Origin of the sequence: Bacillus cereus group sp. Bc061 (assembly GCF_027715825.1) — a bacterium.
Classification (GTDB): domain Bacteria; phylum Bacillota; class Bacilli; order Bacillales; family Bacillaceae_G; genus Bacillus_A; species Bacillus_A paranthracis.
The window spans coordinates 99294-116673 of sequence record NZ_JAQFTZ010000007.1; the positions used below are offsets into that span (position 1 = coordinate 99294).

The following is a 17380-nucleotide window of genomic DNA, read 5'->3' on the forward strand; positions in this document are numbered from 1 at the left end:
TTATTTCGTATATCGATATACAATTGATTCATATGGTCTTAAGTCAAGGTTTGTAATATCCTTGCTGGAATCTTTATAATTCGACAGTAATACTTCTTGTTGCATTCCATCTAATTGAACGTGCGCTGGTACAGAGTACGTTATTTCCTCTCCATAGAAGTTATTGATAACAAGTAGCACTTCACTTTCTGTAGTACGAGTATATGCCCAAATTTTAGGATCATTTTCATCCAAAATAGCATATTCTCCTTCTGTAATTACATCATACGTTTTTCTAAGTTCTATTAACTCTTTATAATGATAAAATACAGACTCTTTATCTTCTAATGCCTTCTCTACGTTTATTTCTTTAAAGTTTTCAGCCACTGAAATCCAAGGTGTACTTGTTGTAAAGCCACTGTTCATCTCTTCATTCCACTGCATTGGAGTACGGGAGTTGTCACGAGATTTTTGTTTTAAAATCCCGATAATCTCTTCTTTTGATAATCCTTCTTCCAACTTTATATCATATATATTTAACGATTCCACATCACGATATTGTTCAATAGACTCAAAATTAGGATTCGTCATACCGATTTCTTCGCCTTGATAAATATAAGGCGTTCCTTGCAACATATGCATAGCCGTTGCTAACATTTTTGCAGATTCATTTCTATACTTCTCATCATTACCGAAGCGTGACACAATACGAGGCTGGTCATGATTACACCAGAATAACGCATTCCATCCCCCGCCCTTTTGCATTTCAATTTGCCAATTAGACATAATCTCTTTTAATTTAATAAAATCAAAATCAGCCTTCGTCCACTTATCACCATTCGGATAATCAACTTTTAAATGATGGAAACTAAACGTCATACTTAATTCATTACGCTCAGGGTTTGAATATTTAATACAATTATCAATTGTCGTAGATGACATTTCTCCAACTGTAATTACATCTTTCCCTTCAAAAACATTTCGGTTCATTTCTTGTAAATATTCATGAACACGTGGGCCATCTGTATAATATTTACGGCCATCGCTTGTCGCCGTACTTCCATTATCATTTAAGAACTGTTGATCTTTTGAAATTAAATTAATAACATCTAATCGGAATCCAGTTACCCCTTTATCAAGCCAAAAGCGCATCATATCATATACTTCTTCACGAAGTTTTTCATTTTCCCAGTTTAAATCTGCTTGTGTCTCATCAAATAGATGTAAATAATATTGCTCTGTCTTCTCATCATATTTCCAAGCAGACCCACCAAACTTAGATTGCCAATTATTTTTTTCATCACGCCAAATATAGTAATTACGATATGGACTATTTTTATCTTCCTTCGCTTCTTTAAACCACTTATGCTCCGTCGAACTATGATTTACAACGATATCAAGCATAATTTCAATGTTACGTGCTTTTGCTTCTTCTAAAAGCTCTTCAAATTCTTCCATCGTTCCGTAAGATGGATCAATATTGTAGTAATCACTTACATCGTATCCATTATCATTTTGTGGCGATTGGTATATCGGTGTTAACCAAATATAATCTACTCCGAGTTCTTTTAAGTAATCTAGTTTTTCTGTAACCCCTTTTATATCACCGGTTTCTTTATTGTAATAGCTATTAAAGCTCTTCGGATAAATTTGATAAACTACACTTTTATGCCAATCCTTCATGTTTAACTTCCTCCTACTTCTGTTTTACTCGTTTTGCAAATAACCACGTTAACGTAAATGGAATTACAATTGCGATAACCATTCCGACAATAAACATTGGAATCGATTTCGGAATGATAGAAATAAATGCTGGTAATCCACCAATTCCGATAGCAGGTGCTAATACACCATTTAATGTAATGAATATCGCCGCCACAGCCGATCCGATAATCGCTGCATAGAACGGGAATTTATTTCGTAAGTTTACACCAAACATAGCTGGCTCTGTAATACCGAAATATGCCGAGATTGCTGATGTCGATGCCATACTTTTATCATTTTGATTTTTAGAAATCCAGAACATCGCAAGTGCCGCACTACCTTGCGCAATGTTAGAAAGAGCAATCATCGGCCAAATGAATGTACCACCGTGTTGTGCAATTAATTGTAAATCGATAGCAATAAACATATGATGCATACCTGTAATTACAAGTGGTGCATACAATGCTCCAAATAATACTGCTCCAACTACTGGTACTGTTTCATATACACCTACTAATCCTACTGTTAATAAATCTCCAATATGACGTGTAACCGGACCAATAATCCCTAATGCTAATACACCTGTCACAACGATTGTTGTAATTGGTACAACTAATAATTGAATTGCATTTGGTACATGTTTCTTTAAAAAGATTTCTACTTTACTTAATACAAATGCTGCTACTAAAACAGGTAAAATTTGTCCTTGATATCCTACCTTCTCAATTTGGAACAGCCCTAAAATATTGAAGTACTCAATCTTTTGACCATCTAAACCAGTCGCTGCTTTTCCATAGTCCCAGGCATTTAATAAGGCCGGATGCACAAGCATTAATCCCATAACAATCCCTAGTATTGGACTACCACCAAAACGTTTTGTTGCTGACCACCCGACAAGTGCCGGTAAGAATACGAATGCTGTATTCGCCATCATATTAATTAAATCCCAAAGCCCGCCTAAGTTTGGATACACATCTAATAAATTTTTTCCATCAAAAAATAAGTCCTTTGCGCCTAATAGATTGTTAATACCCATTAATAAACCAGCTGTTACGATTGCTGGTAATATCGGCATAAATACATCTGAAAATACTTTTACAAACTTTTGAGCTGGATTTAACTTTTGGTTTCCAGAATCTTTTACATCAGCTACTGTCGCTTCCTTCATACCTGCAAGCGTTATCAATTCAGCATATACTCGATCAACATCTCCTGGACCAATTACAATTTGAAATACCCCAGCGTTATGAAACGCTCCCTTCACTAATGAAACAGACTGCAATTTATCGTTATCTATTTTACTTTCATCCTTTAAAGCGATACGGAGTCTCGTTACACAGTGCGCAGCTTGTTCAATATTGTCTTTCCCGCCAATATACTGCAACACTTCCTCTGCTGTTTTACGATAGTCTTTCCCCATATTCCCGTCCCTCTTTTCTTTTTTTGATACCGTTTACAATTACATATTAACTCGTATATATAAGTTAGTCAACACTCGTATATACGAGTTTGTCATTTTTTTATAAAAAAAGAGATGAAACATTACGTTCCATCTCCTTATTTTCTCCGCGCCACATCCGAAAAATGAAAAATATCTAAGCGGTGGCGGGATTCTGTATATTCGAACTGACTTCCATCATACAAATGCGTAAAGTTTTTCACGACAACAACATAATCTGTTCCATTTAAATCTAAATACTTTCTATCGTCCTCTGTACATGGTTGCACTTCAATTACTCTCTGTGAGTAACTAATATGAAGACCTAGTTCTTTCTCAATATATTTATAAATGGACCCCGCTGCAATCTCACTCGTTAATCCAGGAATATATTCCGATACAAAATGATTAATATCCAAAATTACTTTTTCTCCATCAATATTTCGTACGCGTTTAATATGATCTATGTCTGTTTTCTCTTTCACATTTAATAGCTTTGCAACCTCTTTTGTCGCTTTTACTTTCTCCATTTCCACGACTTCTGTAATACAATGGCGTCCTAAACGTTCATTTTCTTCTTGGAAACTTACAATACCACCAAAGTTGAATTCAATGTTTTTTCGCTTTAAAACAAAAACACCTTTTCCGTGTATTTTTTGAACATATCCACGTTCTTGTAATAAATCTACAGCTTTTCTTACAGTACCGCGGCTCGCTTCATATTGCTTCATTAATTCAGTTTCTGATGGGATTTTGCATCCCTCTTTTAATTGCCTATTATCAATAGAATTACTGATTTCTGTATAAATTTGTTCATACTTACTCATCATCTACAATAGCCCCTTGTCACCTTCTAGTTCTATATGTATTATACCATGCTACACTCTTCTGCCAATCTCTCACTTATTTTCCAGTATAGGAAAAATAAAGGTAAATATTTAATCTCTAAAACGTATTTTTATAAAAATTTTTATATTTTTCTTTTCATTCAAAAAAACATGTAGTATACTAACTTCAAAATCAGAGGAGAAAGGGAGCAAAGAACTATGCTTACTTATACAACAATTGTAGTTACATTTGCACAAAAACATCATCATCATACGTAACCCTTGAAACCTAGCGGAAAAATTACGCGTAGGTACAAGGGTTATTCCCGTTGTACCTACGCTTTGGCGAAGAGCCATGTAGGTATTTTTTATCTACATGGCTCTTTTTTTATTGCCAAAAAGCTAGTAAAAAATGATGTTTAAGCAAATATTACTACAAAGGAGTTAACAAAAATGGAAACGAAAAAATGGGGATTATGGGTTTTAACAGCTTTTGTTATCGGGAATATGGTTGGCGGTGGCGTATTTATGCTCCCAGCAAATTTAGCACAAGTATCAGGTCCAATGGGTTCTACACTTGCATGGAGTATTACAGGACTTGGCGTATTTATGATTGCACTCGTATTTGGAAATTTAGCAATCCGAAAACCAGAATTAAAAGCGGGACCACAAAGCTATGCTCAAGCGATGTTCCCTTCAAAAAAAGCGGGTAAAGTTGCAGGCTATAGTATGGCATGGGGATATTGGGCTGCGAACTGGGCTGCAACAGCATCTGTTATTATTTCCTTTGCTGGATATTTATCAACATTCTTTCCAGTTTTACAAAGTAAGCAAATTCTCTTTTCAACGAACGGATTTTCACTAGAACTTGGAAAAGGGTTAACGTTCCTCGTATGTAGCCTTATGTTATGGGGAATTCAATATATTCTTTCTCAAAATATTGATCGTGCTGGAAATATGAATCTTCTTGCTACTATTGCAAAAATTATCGGATTTACAATGTTTATTGTAATCACATTATTCATTTTCAATGCCTCTAATTTCGGAGACGGGCAAACATTTATGAATGAAGCAGGACAATCAATTTCGTTAGGTGGACAAATCAATTCAGCTGCTATTGCAACACTTTGGGCATTTATCGGTATTGAATCGGCTGTCATGCTTTCTAATCGTGCAAAATCTCAGCGCGATGTAAAAAAAGCGACTATTTTCGGATTAATTATCGCTCTTCTTATTTACATGTCAATTACTCTACTTACAATGGGCGCTCTCCCGCAAGATGCTTTAAAAGAGTCTCAAAAACCATTAGTAGACGCATTAAATTTAGCAATTGGCAATAAAGGCGCATATATAATGGCTTTACTTGCACTTGTATCTTTATTTGGATCTACAGTTGGCTGGATCGTTGTTAGTTCAGAGGTTCCTTATCAGGCAGCAAAAAATGGGCTTTTCCCTAAATTTTTCGCGAAAACAAATAAAAAAGGTAGTCCTTCAAAATCATTATTTATTACAAATGTGATGACGCAAATTTTCTTATTCTCAACGATTTCTGGTACCGTATCAGAAGCTTATAATTTCGCTATCGTTGTAGCAACATTAGCTTATTTAATTCCATACCTTGTTTCTACGCTGTACCAATTCAAATTAGTTATTACAGGAGAAACGTATGATATAATGCCTGGCTCTCGAATAAAGGACGGCATCATTACTACATTAGCATTCATATATTCTATTTGGGTTATCAAAACGGGAACTGCTGATTTAAAAACGTTCTTCTTAGGAATCGGATTGTTCGTATTAGGTCTTATTCTTTATCCTGTACTAATGAAAGACTCACAAAAAATGAATTAAAAAAGGAGAAGCTTCTGGCTTCTCTTTTTTATTAGAAGTCTATAATTAACTTTTCCTTTAACTCTGCTACAGATAAAGGTTTTGCATAATAAAATCCTTGTACATAATCACAGCCCATCGATTTTAATAAGCTTTCTTGCTCTACTGTCTCTACCCCTTCAGCAACTACTGCTAAATGTAAGCTATGGGCAATTTCAATAACAGATTTTACAATCGTTCGCTCTGGCTGTGCATGATCATAATGAAATTCACGAATAAAATTACGATCAATTTTTACTATATCCAGCGGTAGTTGTTTTAAATAATATAAGGAAGAATAACCCGTTCCGAAATCATCTAAAGCAATTAAAATACCCATATTTCTTAATTCTTGTAATGTAGCAATAATATAATCAAAATGACGAACAGCAATGCTTTCCGTTATTTCTAAAATTAAACGATTTGCAGGAAATCCAGTTCTCCTTAAAATGCTACGTACAGATAAAATAAAACGCTTTTGCATTAATTGTTGTATGGATAAATTCACAGATAACTTTAGTCCTTCTTCATACTCTGGCAATGTTTTAAACAAGCGACATGACTTTTCTAATACCCAGTCTCCTAATTTTATAATAAGTCCAGATTCTTCAGCTACTGGGATAAATTCGCTTGGTGAAATAGGTCCTTCTTCTGTCGAACAACGCGCTAAAGCTTCAATACCAGTATATTTCTTCGTTTTCAAATCAATAATAGGCTGCAGTGCCACATCTAACTCTTCATCACGAATTGCCTTTTGCAAAGCAAATTCAATTTTCATTCTACGATTTATTTTCGCACGTAACTCATCTGTAAAGAAACACGCTGCATTTCTTCCCTGTTCTTTCGCACTATACATAGCTAAATCTGAATTCTTCAATAGAGTTTCTACATCTTGTCCATCTTGCGGATATGAGCACAGTCCTAGACTAGCTGAAATGTATACTTCGTGACCTTCAAGTATAAATGGCGCCTGAAAGCATGACAACACAGATGTCGCTAGCTGCCTCATCTCATCTTGTGTATGATTTTTTGTTAACAACACAAATTCGTCGCCACCCAGCCTAGCCAGAACATCTTTCTCTCCTAGCACATAATGCAACCGTGAAGCAACTTCGCTTAAAAGTAAATCTCCTATCATATGACCTAGCGTATCGTTTACTAATTTAAAACGATCCAAATCAAAATAAATCATACCAAACTCTCTTTTATCTGCAATTAATTCGTTAACAGTCGTTATTAATTGTAAACGGTTCGGTAAACTCGTTAAAGCATCATGATACGCAAGCTCCCTATAACGACTTTCGCTTAACCGTAACCTCTGTTCTGCTTCTTTCCTACTACTAATATCATTTCGGATCGCAATAAATTGATATGGCTCTCCTTTTTCATTTAAAAATGGAACAATTGTTGTTTTAACCCAATAATATGTACCATCTTTTGCTTGATTTCGAATCTCCCCTCTCCATACTTTTCCACTCAAAATACGCTTCCATAGCATTTGAAAAAATGTTTTCGGATGATGTCCTGAATTTAAAATACGATGATCTTTCCCTATTAACTCTTCTCGTGTATATTTGGAGATTTCACAAAACTTATCATTTACATATGTAATAAGACCCTTTCGGTCTGTAATCGCAACAATTGAAGACTCATCTAATGCTAACTTTAAATCTCGCAATGAAGATTCATATAATGCATGACCTCTTTGTTCTAGCATGCGCATCTCTCCTTGCTTCCTATCTGACTAAAACACAACTTGTTTCTTTTCATAGAAATAGAGATATTTCATTTCCTAATAATCGTTCTTTACATACATCACGTTTTGAAATATGTCGATTAAAATAACATAATATTATTTGTAATAAAAAGCAATATAATACCGTTTCGATTATAAATAGTAGTTTTTGAATTATAATAACAAAATATTAACATATTTTCACCTTGATTTTGGAAGAATTTTATAAATAAATACTGTATTAAACAAAAAAGAGGATATCCTCTTTTTTTGTTTAATACGGATATGGTGTTGAATAAGTTACTGGGTACGGTGCTGGATATGGTGCTGGATATGGCGCTGGATAAGTTACTGGGTATGGTGCTGGATAGTAGCCTCCACCTGCTGCACCCGTTAATGCGCCAGCTGTAAGCCCACCTAACACACCTCCAGCAAAACTTCCAGGGAAAAATCCACCGCCCCATGAGCCGCCACCCCAGCCCCATCCACCTCCGTGATGGTGATGATGATCATGGTGATTGTGCCCACCATGGTGGTGATGTCCGCCGTTATGATGGTGCCCTCCATGATGATGATTACGATAATACAATCCGTTATTTTCTATATAATTCATATTTCCCCTCTCCTTTTCCATTTTCTCATCTTAATAGGTATTGTAAGAATAATATGGATCTTGTTGGTAACCTGTATAATAAGAATAATCCGAGTAATACGGATAACCATATCCGCCATAACCAAATCCAGGGCTGAGTAATGCACCGGCTACAAAACCTGGGAAGAAACCTCCACCAAAAAATGGTGAATGTCCAAAACCACCATGAAAACCTCCGTGACCGAAACCACCACCGTGACCAAATCCTCCAATTGGACGACCATACATTTTATTCACCTTCCTTTTCTCTTTAAAAACGTAACAATACACTGTATGTAGGACAAATGCGGAAAGTATGGGGAAATACCTACATTTTGTAAAAAACAGAAAACACTTTATAATAAAGTGAAACTTTAATCAGTGGGGGGCTTACTGCCCATTAAAGTGGGATAAAAATGTCACATTACATCCGCTATTTAGGAAGTCTATATTGAAGAAAGATTAGAGGAATTATATAGAAATGAAGAAACCTATTGTCCAATTACTATTAATATTTACAATTGTATCTATCGTTCTTTTCCTATTAAATACATCGTATATTTCGTTATATACATTTGTCGGCGTTCTCTGGTCCATCACAATTGTAGGAATTTCATTCGTTATTTTTATCGAAAATAGGTCTCCTCAAAGTACCTTAGCGTGGTTTTTAGTATTAGCACTTCTTCCCGTTGTAGGTGTACTTTTATACTCTATTTTCGGGCGTAGCCGTTGGAGAAGAAAAAAGCATCTCCACCGTTCAGAAGAACAAAGAAAATTATTCCGTGAAATATTAGAAGGAAAACGACTAGAGTTATCACTCAAAGTCCCATTAAGTGAACGCTCTACCCATTTAACAGAAGTTGTACAAAAATTTGGAGGCGGGCCTGCCGCAGATAGAACAACTACAAAACTTTTAACAAACGGAGATCAAACATTTCCAGCAATTTTGCAAGCGATCGAGCAAGCAAAACATCATATACATATTCAATACTATATTTATAAATCTGATGAGATTGGTACAAAAGTTCGGGATGCTTTAATAAACAAAGCAAAAGCTGGTGTTATTGTACGCTTCCTTTATGATGGATTAGGAAGTAATACGTTAAGAAGACGCTTTTTAAAACCTATGAAAGAAGCTGGGATTGAAATTGTTGAATTTGATCCTATTTTTTCAGCTTGGTTACTTGAAACCGTCAATTATCGTAACCACCGTAAAATCGTCATTGTAGATGGAGAAATCGGTTTTACTGGAGGACTTAACGTCGGTGATGAATATCTTGGCCGTTCAAAAAAGTTTCCCGTTTGGCGTGATAGTCATTTAAAAATCGAAGGAAAAGCGTTATATAAATTACAAGCAATTTTTCTAGAGGACTGGCTCTATGCATCTAGTGGTTTGAAAACCTATTCTTGGGATCAATTTATGAATAGACAATACTTCCCAGGTAAAGAAATTTCAAGTGCAGAAGGTGCCGTGCAAATTGTAGCAAGCGGGCCAAGCTCAGATGATAAGAGCATTCGCAATACATTATTAGCTGTTATGGGCTCGGCAAAAAAATCTATTTGGATTGCTACACCATACTTTATTCCAGATCAAGAAACTTTAACATTATTACGTTTAAGTGCAATATCTGGCATAGATGTACGCATTTTATATCCTGGTAAAAGTGATAGTATTATTAGTGACCAAGCATCTCAGTCCTACTTCACTCCACTTTTAAAAGCTGGTGCCTCCATTTATAGTTATAAAGATGGCTTTATGCATGCAAAAATTGTACTTGTTGATGATAAAATTGCAACAATCGGAACAGCAAATATGGACGTACGCAGCTTTGAATTGAATTACGAAATTATTAGCGTACTGTATGAATCAGAAACTGTTCATGATATTAAACGTGATTTTGAAGATGACTTTAAGCATTCTACTGAAATTAAATGGAACGCTTTCCAAAAGAGAAGTATCAAAAAACGAATATTAGAGTCTTTTATGAGGCTCATTTCTCCTTTACTATAAGCAATCAATGTACTATTGATTGCTTTTTCTTTTATATTTGTCCCCTCTCCTTTTCTTTGCATACCATATTAAAACAAGTTATCATAAGATGTATTACTTTATGAAAATAATGTTAGGTGGGACATACATGTTAGAACAATTTCATATACATGCTGATTTAAAACAGCAACTTTCTACAATTCACGAAAAGAATAAACAAGAAGCTGGTGAAAATGCACATTTAATCGGTACAAAAATATATAAAGCATCTGATAATAGCATTATCGAAGATGCCATTACAGCACTTCTTCTTGGCAAAAATATTCTATTAAAAGGGCCGACTGGTAGTGGTAAAACCGTACTAGCTGAAACTCTTTCTTCTTTATTCCAAAAACCAATGCATAGCATTAACTGTTCTGTCGATTTAGATGTAGAAGGTATTTTAGGATACAACACACTACAAACGAAAGATGGCGCATCTGAAGTTACATTCGTTAACGGTCCTCTTATGAAAGCAATGAAGAACGGCCATTTCCTATATATTGATGAAATCAATATGGCAAAACCTGAAACGTTACCACTTCTTCACGGTGCATTAGATTACCGTAAAATGATTACAAACCCGTTTACACAAGAAGTTGTATACGGTGATGATGAGTATCGTGTAATCGCAGCAATTAATGAAGGCTACGTTGGAACAAGTGAACTAAACGAAGCGTTAAAAAACCGTTTCGTTATTATTGAAGTTCCCTACATCCAAGGTGATACATTAAAAGAACTATTATTAGCAGAATCAAAACTAAAAGACACTGCAACAATTGAAAAGTTCGTTGCATTTGCAAGCGATCTTATGCCTTTAGCTCGTGATGGCCGCATAAGTGAAGAAGCAGCAAGTATTCGTGGCATTATCGATGCATGTGATTTAGGTGTATATATTCCCGTTATGCGTGCAATTGAACGTAGTATTATCGCAAAATTAAACGATGAAACAGAACAAATGACTGTCCGTGAATTAGCAGAAAGTTATTTCTTTGAGGGATAATTTATGAGACAAATTTTTAGTGACAAAAAAATTGATGCGTCGCTGTTTCTACAAATGGAAAACTTAATGTATGCCCTTCTCAAAGAAGATGATGCCTACCTTGAGTATGGCTATAAAGCATACTACGACGAAATTGAAAAAAAGGTTGTCATTAGTCACTTTTGGGATGATCGAAAAGAAGAGGATACAGTAATCGGATTAAAAAGCGAAGTGTTTTTAAAAGCACTTGGTAATAAACATTACTCGGACATGACTTTAATTCGTTCTTATGCAATTGAATTGCAAGAATCACCCTTAAAAAAGTTTTTAACACAATTATTTGTTCTATTAGAAGATTTACGTGTTGAGGAAATCGTAAAAAACTTACGCCCTGGCACAAAGCATGTTTTTAAAAGAAGAAAAGAAATGTATCGCAATTACTTTAGCTCACAAAATGAAATCAATCGTGTTCGTAACTATCACGGTGATCGTCTATTTTGTCTATGCTATCTTTCATTAACGAGCGATAAATATGAAATGTTTAATAATGAATATTTCGAGCAAATTGAAGCTATTTTGCATGAAACATTCCAAGCTCGTAATACGGAAGATATTATGTATATCGTTGAGAAAATTCGCTATCGCTTAGAGGAGCTTCTTGAAAGTGATATGCTGAACAACTATTTCGGGCATGCACCGCTTTATTTATCTGTCATCGCAGATGAAAAAAACTGTCGCGTCGAAGATTTAGCAAACGATGATACGCAGCTCATAGATGACGATGAAAATAAAAACAAAATGGATGAAAGCTTCTCAACATGGCACCGTGAAAATAAAAACAATGAAAACGAGAACTTTTTACGCTTTGAATTAGAAAGCGGAACAAAAACAAATATGATGGGTGACACTGCTCGCGAATCAGAAGATGGCGACCAAGCACTTGGCTCTGTACAAGGTACTTCTCAAAAAAGTACACAATCTAACTTTGATGGTGCTGACACAAAAGAAGCAAGAGCTTCTCACGCTTCTAGTCAAAATGATGGTGCATATGGTAAATATAACACTGGCGCTTCTCATACATTTAAAGAAGCACGTAAACCAAATCCTGATGAGAAAAAGGATTACCAAGCTATCAAATCAGTCGTTAATAAAGATGTAAAAGAATTAAAGAAAATTATCGAAAAAACGATTGAAAATAAAACGAATGCAAATAGTGATAAATATTACGGAAGACTTCGTAAGAAATTCCTTCGTATTTATACTGAAAAGCAGCCTCGCATGTTTTATAAAAAAGGGCAAGAATCACAAGAGCTCGACGTTGCATTCCAACTATTAGTAGACTGCTCTGGTTCTATGTATAACAAGATGGAAGAAACGAAAAAGAGTGTGGTCCTATTCCATGAAGCGTTAAAATCTTTAAAAATCCCGCACGCTATTAGCGGATTTTGGGAAGATGCTTCTAGTGCTAAACCTGAAGATAAGCCGAACGTTATCCATGAAGTTGTAACGTATAAAAACTCAACGTTACCAAACGTTGGTCCAGAAATTATGCAGCTTCGCGAAGAAGAAGATAACCGCGACGGATATATCATTCGTATCGTTTCTGAAAAGCTTGCAAAAAGACCAGAAAAACATAAATTCTTACTTGTCTTCACAGACGGTGAACCTTCTGCGCTAGACTACCAACAAGACGGTATTTTAGATACGCATGAAGCTGTCAAACTTGCTCGTAAAAGTGGTATGGAAGTAATCGGAATTTTCATCGAAGAAGGCGAAGCGAAAGAAGCAACTTATCAATTAATGAAGAACATTTATAACCATCACTTCTTAGTTGCAAATCACGCTGAAGATTTACGTCTGAAGATTAAACCACTATTGAAAAAGTTATTACTGAAGACGATTGAATAGAAAAAACAGGAGCTTTGCGCTCCTGTTTTTTCTATTCAATCACTTTGTTTCTGGTTGAAACTTATATGGAATGGCTACTTCTAATAATGAATCGAATCCTCCATCGTAGAATGGGAATCGTTCATTTGCAATTGCTCTGTCCACCCACTCCATTGCGGAAATTTCTCCTTCATCTGCTGCAACAAGTTCACCTTTTACTACATGCGCTCGAAATGTAAATAATAGCGCATGATTCCCTGGCTCTTCAAAGAATTTTTCATTAATCGCAACAAGTCCACCTGCCACAGCAGTTAAACCTGTCTCTTCTTTTACTTCCCTTACTAAAGCTTCCTCTAACGTTTCACCCTTTTCAACAGCCCCACCCGGCAATGACCAAACATTTTGTTCTACATTATGTACCATTAATATTTTATCTGTTTCTTCGTCATGTATTAGTGCGTATACGACATCAACCCTTTGCATGTTCCTTTTCTCCTTCAATTAACTCATCCATTGTAAATAAAGAATGTAGTTGTAAGCCATCTTCTAATAAGTTTTCTCTTCCCTCTTTTGTTCGTTCAATTACGCCTAAAACATGATGTACCTTCGCACCTAGTTCTCTTAAATCTTTCGTGCTTAATAATATTTGACCACCTGTCGTAATAACATCTTCAACAACACAAACATTTTTCCCAGCAATATTAACGCCTTCTGCTAACTTACATGTACCGTATTTCTTCGCTTCTTTTCTTACAAATACAACTGGTATACCTGTTTGTAAAGATAATGCTGTTGCTACTGGGATTCCTCCCATCTCTAAACCTGCCAGCACTTCTGTCTCAGGAGGAATGAGCTCTTTCAATTGCTTAGCAATTTCTACTAACAATGCTGGATTAGATTCAAATAAGTACTTATCAAAGTATTGATTTGATACTTGTCCTGATCGAAGTTTAAATGTTCCCGTTAAACGTGACGTATTGTAAATTTCCTTTGCTAACTCCCATTTCTCCATTCCCTGTCTCCCCTTTACACACAAATTAACTCATTCTATCACACTTGTAATTATTTGTATATTCCTGAAATACAAATAAAAAGAGTCGATTCCTAAGAATCGACCCTTCCTATTAATTCATCACTAACTCAGCTGTGAGCTTTTTTTTTAACTTAGCCAACATGTCCGTTGTCATTTTGTCTAAATCGTATTCTGCTTTAAAGCCCCACTCTTTCATTGCTGCTGTTGCATCAATAGAGTTTGGCCAACTATCAGCGATTGTTTGACGAGCTGGATCTACAGCGTAGTCCATTGTAAACGTCGGAATGTGTTTACGAATTGATGCTGCGATTTGCTCTGGCTCAAAGCTCATTGCTGTAATATTAAATGCATTTCTATGCACTAACTTACTTGGATCAGCTTCCATTAATGAAATGATCGCTTGTAAAGCATCTGGCATGTACATCATATCCATGTATGTTCCTTCTGCAATGTATGAGGTGTATGTGCCTTTTTTAATCGCCTCATAATAAATTTCAACTGCATAGTCAGTTGTTCCGCCTCCTGGAGGAGCTACGTAAGAAATTAAACCTGGGAAACGGACACCGCGCGTATCAACGCCAAATTTTTGATGATAATAATCACATAATAATTCCCCTGCTACTTTGTTTACCCCATACATCGTAGTAGGACGTTGAATTGTATCTTGTGGTGTATTATCTTTCGGTGTTGATGGACCGAATGCACCGATAGAACTTGGCGTGAAAAACTTACAGTTTAATTCACGAGCTGCTTCTAATGCATTTACAAGTCCGCCCATATTTAAATTCCATGCAAATAACGGATTTTTTTCTGCTGTTGCTGAAAGTAAAGCTGCTAAATGAATAATTGTATCTACTTCATTGCTCTTTGCGATATCATGTAGTTTTTGTCCATCTGTTACATCTAACGTTTCAAATGGACCAGACGTTACTACTTCACTATCTGTTTCACGAATATCTGTTGCAATAACATTTGATGCGCCGTATACATCACGAAGTTTCATTACTAGTTCAGAACCAATTTGCCCTAAAGAACCGGTTACTAGAATTTTTTTCATTTTCCCCACTCCTCATTTGCAAGCTATTCAAAAGATGTCGTTACTTAAATGATGCCCATTTCTTTCCCTACTTTTTCATACTTACGAATTGCTTCATCTAACATTTCTTTCGTATGAGCTGCTGTTGGCATATTACGAACACGTCCTGTTCCTTTAGCTACAGTTGGGAACACGATAGATTTTGCATATACGCCTTCTTCATTTAGACGTTTACTAAATTCTTGTGTTAATACTTCGTCACCAATAATACAAGGTGTAATTGGCGTTTCACTTTCTCCGATGTTAAAGCCAAGTTCTTTTAACCCTTGTTTTAAATAGCGACCATTTTCCCATAAACGATCGTGCAACTCTGTGCTTTCCATTAAGATTTCAATTGATCTCATGCAAGCTGCAGCATCAGCTGGTGTTAATGCTGTAGAGAATAAGAATGGACGTGAACGAACTTTTAACCAGTCAATTAAGTTTTGTTTCCCTGCTACATATCCACCAATTACCCCAATTGCTTTTGATAATGTACCAATCTGGAAATCAACTTTATCAGACAGACCAAAGTGCTTTACAGTTCCTGCCCCTTTACCAAGTACACCTGAACCGTGTGCATCATCTACGTATGTCATTAAATCTAATTCTTCCGCAATCTCAACAATTTCTGGTAGTTTTGCAACATCTCCATCCATTGAAAAGACACCGTCTGTAATTACCATTAATTTATTGTAAAGTCCTGATTCTTTCGCTGCGATTGCTTTTTGGCGTAAATCTTCCATATCAGAATGTTTATAAACAATAATTTTTGCTTTTGATAGACGACTACCATCAATAATAGAAGCATGGTTTAACTCGTCTGAAAGAATCGCATCATTTTTATCCATAACAGCTGAAATCGCTGCCATATTACAATTAAATCCTGATTGATAAGCAATTGCTGCTTCTGTATGTTTAAACTTTGCAATTGTTTCTTCTAATTTAATATGCAAATCTAAAGTACCGTTAATTGTACGAACCGCTCCTGCTCCAACGCCGTACTTATGAATTGCACCAATTGCTGCTTCTTGCAAACGGCTATCTGTTGCTAATCCAAGATAGTTGTTTGAAGATAAGTTAATATATTCTTTTCCGCCAATTGTAATGATCGGTCCATTTGAACTTTCGAGCGGATCAATTACGTTATAAAGCCCCTTTGATTTTAAATCCTCTAAATTTTCTTCTAAAAATTTCGCAAGTGTTTTACTAGACATCGTGAAGCCTCCCATCGTTCATGTAAGCGAATTATTGTCTTAATAGTTCTAATAATCCCTCTACTAGCTTAACACGTTTTCAGAATTTATTATAGAAAAATAGTTTAAAGTAACCGCTTACAATTCTAGATTATATATGATTCATTACAAGAAATCTATCATTTACTTTTCATATTTGGTAGAATAAAAAAATATGCAAGGGGGCTTCAATCATGGCATTTACTGAATCTGATGTATATAATAACGAAGCGTTTTTTGAACAATATATGAAACGAAGATACCGAGAAAATAGCCCAAATGAATCACTTGAAAAACCAGCCTTCTTTCAACTCATTGGTGATGTGAAAGGAAAGAAAATTCTCGGTTTAGGCTGTGGGGACGCAAAATTTGGCAAGGAATTATTAGAAAAAGACTGCCACTCTTACACCGGTATTGAAGGCTCCGAACTTATGTATGAAAAAGCTAAAAAACAACTAGAAAACAAAAATGGCGCCGTTCATTTTTTAAACCTCAAAGACTACACATACCCTCCTTCTACTTTTGATTTAGTAACATCTAGACTCGCCTTACATTATATCGAACATCTTACTATCATTTTTCAAAATGTGTACGAAACTTTAAAGACAAATGGAACCTTTTCTTTTAGCGTTCAACACCCTATTATTACCTCTTCATTTGAAAGCTTGCAAACGAGCGGAAAAAGAACGAGTTGGCTTGTCGATGATTACTTTAAACTAGGCAAACGGGTTGAACCTTGGATTGATCAAGAAGTTATTAAATATCATCGTACAACGGAAGAATATTTTACACTATTACAACAAGCTGGATTTACAATTACAAATTTAAAAGAAGCTACACCAGATCAAACTTATTTTCAAAGCGCGGAAGAATATGAACGTCGTTTACGTATTCCCCTCTTTCTCTTATTCTCTTGCCGAAAATAAAAAAGACGATGATTTCCTCATCGTCTTTTT

The 17380-nt window shown here is 35.5% G+C and carries 15 protein-coding genes; 5 read left to right on the forward strand and 10 right to left on the reverse strand.

What is annotated here, in order from left to right:
• The 3 genes from treC to treR all read right to left on the reverse strand — a co-directional run bounded on the left by treC (position 1) and on the right by treR (position 3951).
• Positions 1 to 1662, reverse strand: a complete 1662-nt coding sequence (gene treC / locus PDQ40_RS20610) for an alpha,alpha-phosphotrehalase (protein ID WP_000656099.1) — start codon at positions 1660 to 1662, stop codon at positions 1 to 3.
• Positions 1663 to 1675: 13 nt separating this feature from the next.
• Positions 1676 to 3103: a PTS system trehalose-specific EIIBC component gene (gene treP, locus PDQ40_RS20615; protein WP_000513946.1), complete on the reverse strand. Its 1428-nt coding sequence runs from the start codon at positions 3101 to 3103 to the stop codon at positions 1676 to 1678.
• Between the two features lie 137 nt (positions 3104 to 3240).
• Complete coding sequence (gene treR, locus PDQ40_RS20620; RefSeq protein WP_000987250.1) at positions 3241 to 3951, reverse strand: trehalose operon repressor; 711 nt, start codon at positions 3949 to 3951, stop codon at positions 3241 to 3243.
• A gap of 450 nt (positions 3952 to 4401) precedes the next feature.
• Between treR and PDQ40_RS20625 the strand changes: the two genes are divergently transcribed.
• The gene (locus tag PDQ40_RS20625) at positions 4402 to 5799 is read left to right on the forward strand and encodes an amino acid permease (protein ID WP_000448454.1); all 1398 of its coding nucleotides are present in this window, start codon (positions 4402 to 4404) and stop codon (positions 5797 to 5799) included.
• Positions 5800 to 5830: 31 nt separating this feature from the next.
• Here PDQ40_RS20625 and PDQ40_RS20630 read toward each other — a convergent pair whose 3' ends face one another.
• The 3 genes from PDQ40_RS20630 to PDQ40_RS20640 all read right to left on the reverse strand — a co-directional run bounded on the left by PDQ40_RS20630 (position 5831) and on the right by PDQ40_RS20640 (position 8432).
• A complete protein-coding gene (locus tag PDQ40_RS20630; RefSeq protein ID WP_000893367.1) occupies positions 5831 to 7534 on the reverse strand; it encodes a putative bifunctional diguanylate cyclase/phosphodiesterase in 1704 nt (567 codons plus the stop codon).
• Between the two features lie 292 nt (positions 7535 to 7826).
• The gene (locus tag PDQ40_RS20635; protein ID WP_101218390.1) at positions 7827 to 8165 is read right to left on the reverse strand and encodes a cobalt transporter; all 339 of its coding nucleotides are present in this window, start codon (positions 8163 to 8165) and stop codon (positions 7827 to 7829) included.
• Positions 8166 to 8195: 30 nt separating this feature from the next.
• A complete protein-coding gene (locus PDQ40_RS20640) occupies positions 8196 to 8432 on the reverse strand; it encodes a hypothetical protein (RefSeq protein WP_000274352.1) in 237 nt (78 codons plus the stop codon).
• A gap of 232 nt (positions 8433 to 8664) precedes the next feature.
• On the opposite strand from PDQ40_RS20640, the gene PDQ40_RS20645 reads away from it, so the two are divergent.
• The 3 genes from PDQ40_RS20645 to PDQ40_RS20655 all read left to right on the forward strand — a co-directional run bounded on the left by PDQ40_RS20645 (position 8665) and on the right by PDQ40_RS20655 (position 13102).
• Positions 8665 to 10194 carry a cardiolipin synthase gene (locus tag PDQ40_RS20645; RefSeq protein WP_270691614.1) on the forward strand — a complete coding sequence of 510 codons (1530 nt, stop codon included), beginning with the start codon at positions 8665 to 8667 and terminating at the stop codon, positions 10192 to 10194.
• Positions 10195 to 10321: 127 nt separating this feature from the next.
• Complete coding sequence (locus tag PDQ40_RS20650; protein WP_000892976.1) at positions 10322 to 11215, forward strand: ATP-binding protein; 894 nt, start codon at positions 10322 to 10324, stop codon at positions 11213 to 11215.
• A gap of 3 nt (positions 11216 to 11218) precedes the next feature.
• Positions 11219 to 13102 carry a vWA domain-containing protein gene (locus PDQ40_RS20655; RefSeq protein WP_001248871.1) on the forward strand — a complete coding sequence of 628 codons (1884 nt, stop codon included), beginning with the start codon at positions 11219 to 11221 and terminating at the stop codon, positions 13100 to 13102.
• A 39-nt stretch (positions 13103 to 13141) separates the two neighbouring features.
• On the opposite strand, the gene PDQ40_RS20660 is transcribed toward PDQ40_RS20655, so the two are convergent.
• The 4 genes from PDQ40_RS20660 to PDQ40_RS20675 all read right to left on the reverse strand — a co-directional run bounded on the left by PDQ40_RS20660 (position 13142) and on the right by PDQ40_RS20675 (position 16406).
• The gene (locus PDQ40_RS20660) at positions 13142 to 13564 is read right to left on the reverse strand and encodes an NUDIX hydrolase (RefSeq protein WP_001189954.1); all 423 of its coding nucleotides are present in this window, start codon (positions 13562 to 13564) and stop codon (positions 13142 to 13144) included.
• Positions 13551 to 14093, reverse strand: a complete 543-nt coding sequence (gene pyrE / locus PDQ40_RS20665) for an orotate phosphoribosyltransferase (protein WP_000417028.1) — start codon at positions 14091 to 14093, stop codon at positions 13551 to 13553. Before pyrE ends, PDQ40_RS20660 begins: the two co-directional genes overlap by 14 nt.
• A 112-nt stretch (positions 14094 to 14205) precedes the next feature.
• Entirely contained in the window at positions 14206 to 15171 is a 966-nt protein-coding gene (locus PDQ40_RS20670; protein WP_048558066.1) for an L-threonine 3-dehydrogenase, read from the reverse strand.
• Between the two features lie 44 nt (positions 15172 to 15215).
• On the reverse strand, positions 15216 to 16406 hold the full coding sequence (locus PDQ40_RS20675; RefSeq protein ID WP_000095906.1) for a glycine C-acetyltransferase: 1191 nt from the start codon (positions 16404 to 16406) through the stop codon (positions 15216 to 15218).
• 212 nt (positions 16407 to 16618) lie between these two features.
• Here PDQ40_RS20675 and PDQ40_RS20680 point away from each other — a divergent pair, with 212 nt between their 5' ends.
• Complete coding sequence (locus PDQ40_RS20680) at positions 16619 to 17350, forward strand: class I SAM-dependent DNA methyltransferase (RefSeq protein WP_214328580.1); 732 nt, start codon at positions 16619 to 16621, stop codon at positions 17348 to 17350.
• Positions 17351 to 17380 lie beyond the last annotated feature (30 nt).

Bases quoted from the DNA above. Each gene is read 5' to 3' on its own strand.
- treC (WP_000656099.1), bottom strand. From the start codon at position 1,662: ATGAAGGATTGGCATAAAAGTGTAGTTTATCAAATTTATCCGAAGAGC.
- treP (WP_000513946.1), bottom strand. From the start codon at position 3,103: ATGGGGAAAGACTATCGTAAAACAGCAGAGGAAGTGTTGCAGTATATT.
- treR (WP_000987250.1), bottom strand. From the start codon at position 3,951: ATGATGAGTAAGTATGAACAAATTTATACAGAAATCAGTAATTCTATT.
- PDQ40_RS20625 (WP_000448454.1), top strand. From the start codon at position 4,402: ATGGAAACGAAAAAATGGGGATTATGGGTTTTAACAGCTTTTGTTATC.
- PDQ40_RS20630 (WP_000893367.1), bottom strand. From the start codon at position 7,534: ATGCTAGAACAAAGAGGTCATGCATTATATGAATCTTCATTGCGAGAT.
- PDQ40_RS20635 (WP_101218390.1), bottom strand. From the start codon at position 8,165: ATGAATTATATAGAAAATAACGGATTGTATTATCGTAATCATCATCAT.
- PDQ40_RS20640 (WP_000274352.1), bottom strand. From the start codon at position 8,432: ATGTATGGTCGTCCAATTGGAGGATTTGGTCACGGTGGTGGTTTCGGT.
- PDQ40_RS20645 (WP_270691614.1), top strand. From the start codon at position 8,665: ATGAAGAAACCTATTGTCCAATTACTATTAATATTTACAATTGTATCT.
- PDQ40_RS20650 (WP_000892976.1), top strand. From the start codon at position 10,322: ATGTTAGAACAATTTCATATACATGCTGATTTAAAACAGCAACTTTCT.
- PDQ40_RS20655 (WP_001248871.1), top strand. From the start codon at position 11,219: ATGAGACAAATTTTTAGTGACAAAAAAATTGATGCGTCGCTGTTTCTA.
- PDQ40_RS20660 (WP_001189954.1), bottom strand. From the start codon at position 13,564: ATGCAAAGGGTTGATGTCGTATACGCACTAATACATGACGAAGAAACA.
- pyrE (WP_000417028.1), bottom strand. From the start codon at position 14,093: ATGGAGAAATGGGAGTTAGCAAAGGAAATTTACAATACGTCACGTTTA.
- PDQ40_RS20670 (WP_048558066.1), bottom strand. From the start codon at position 15,171: ATGAAAAAAATTCTAGTAACCGGTTCTTTAGGGCAAATTGGTTCTGAA.
- PDQ40_RS20675 (WP_000095906.1), bottom strand. From the start codon at position 16,406: ATGTCTAGTAAAACACTTGCGAAATTTTTAGAAGAAAATTTAGAGGAT.
- PDQ40_RS20680 (WP_214328580.1), top strand. From the start codon at position 16,619: ATGGCATTTACTGAATCTGATGTATATAATAACGAAGCGTTTTTTGAA.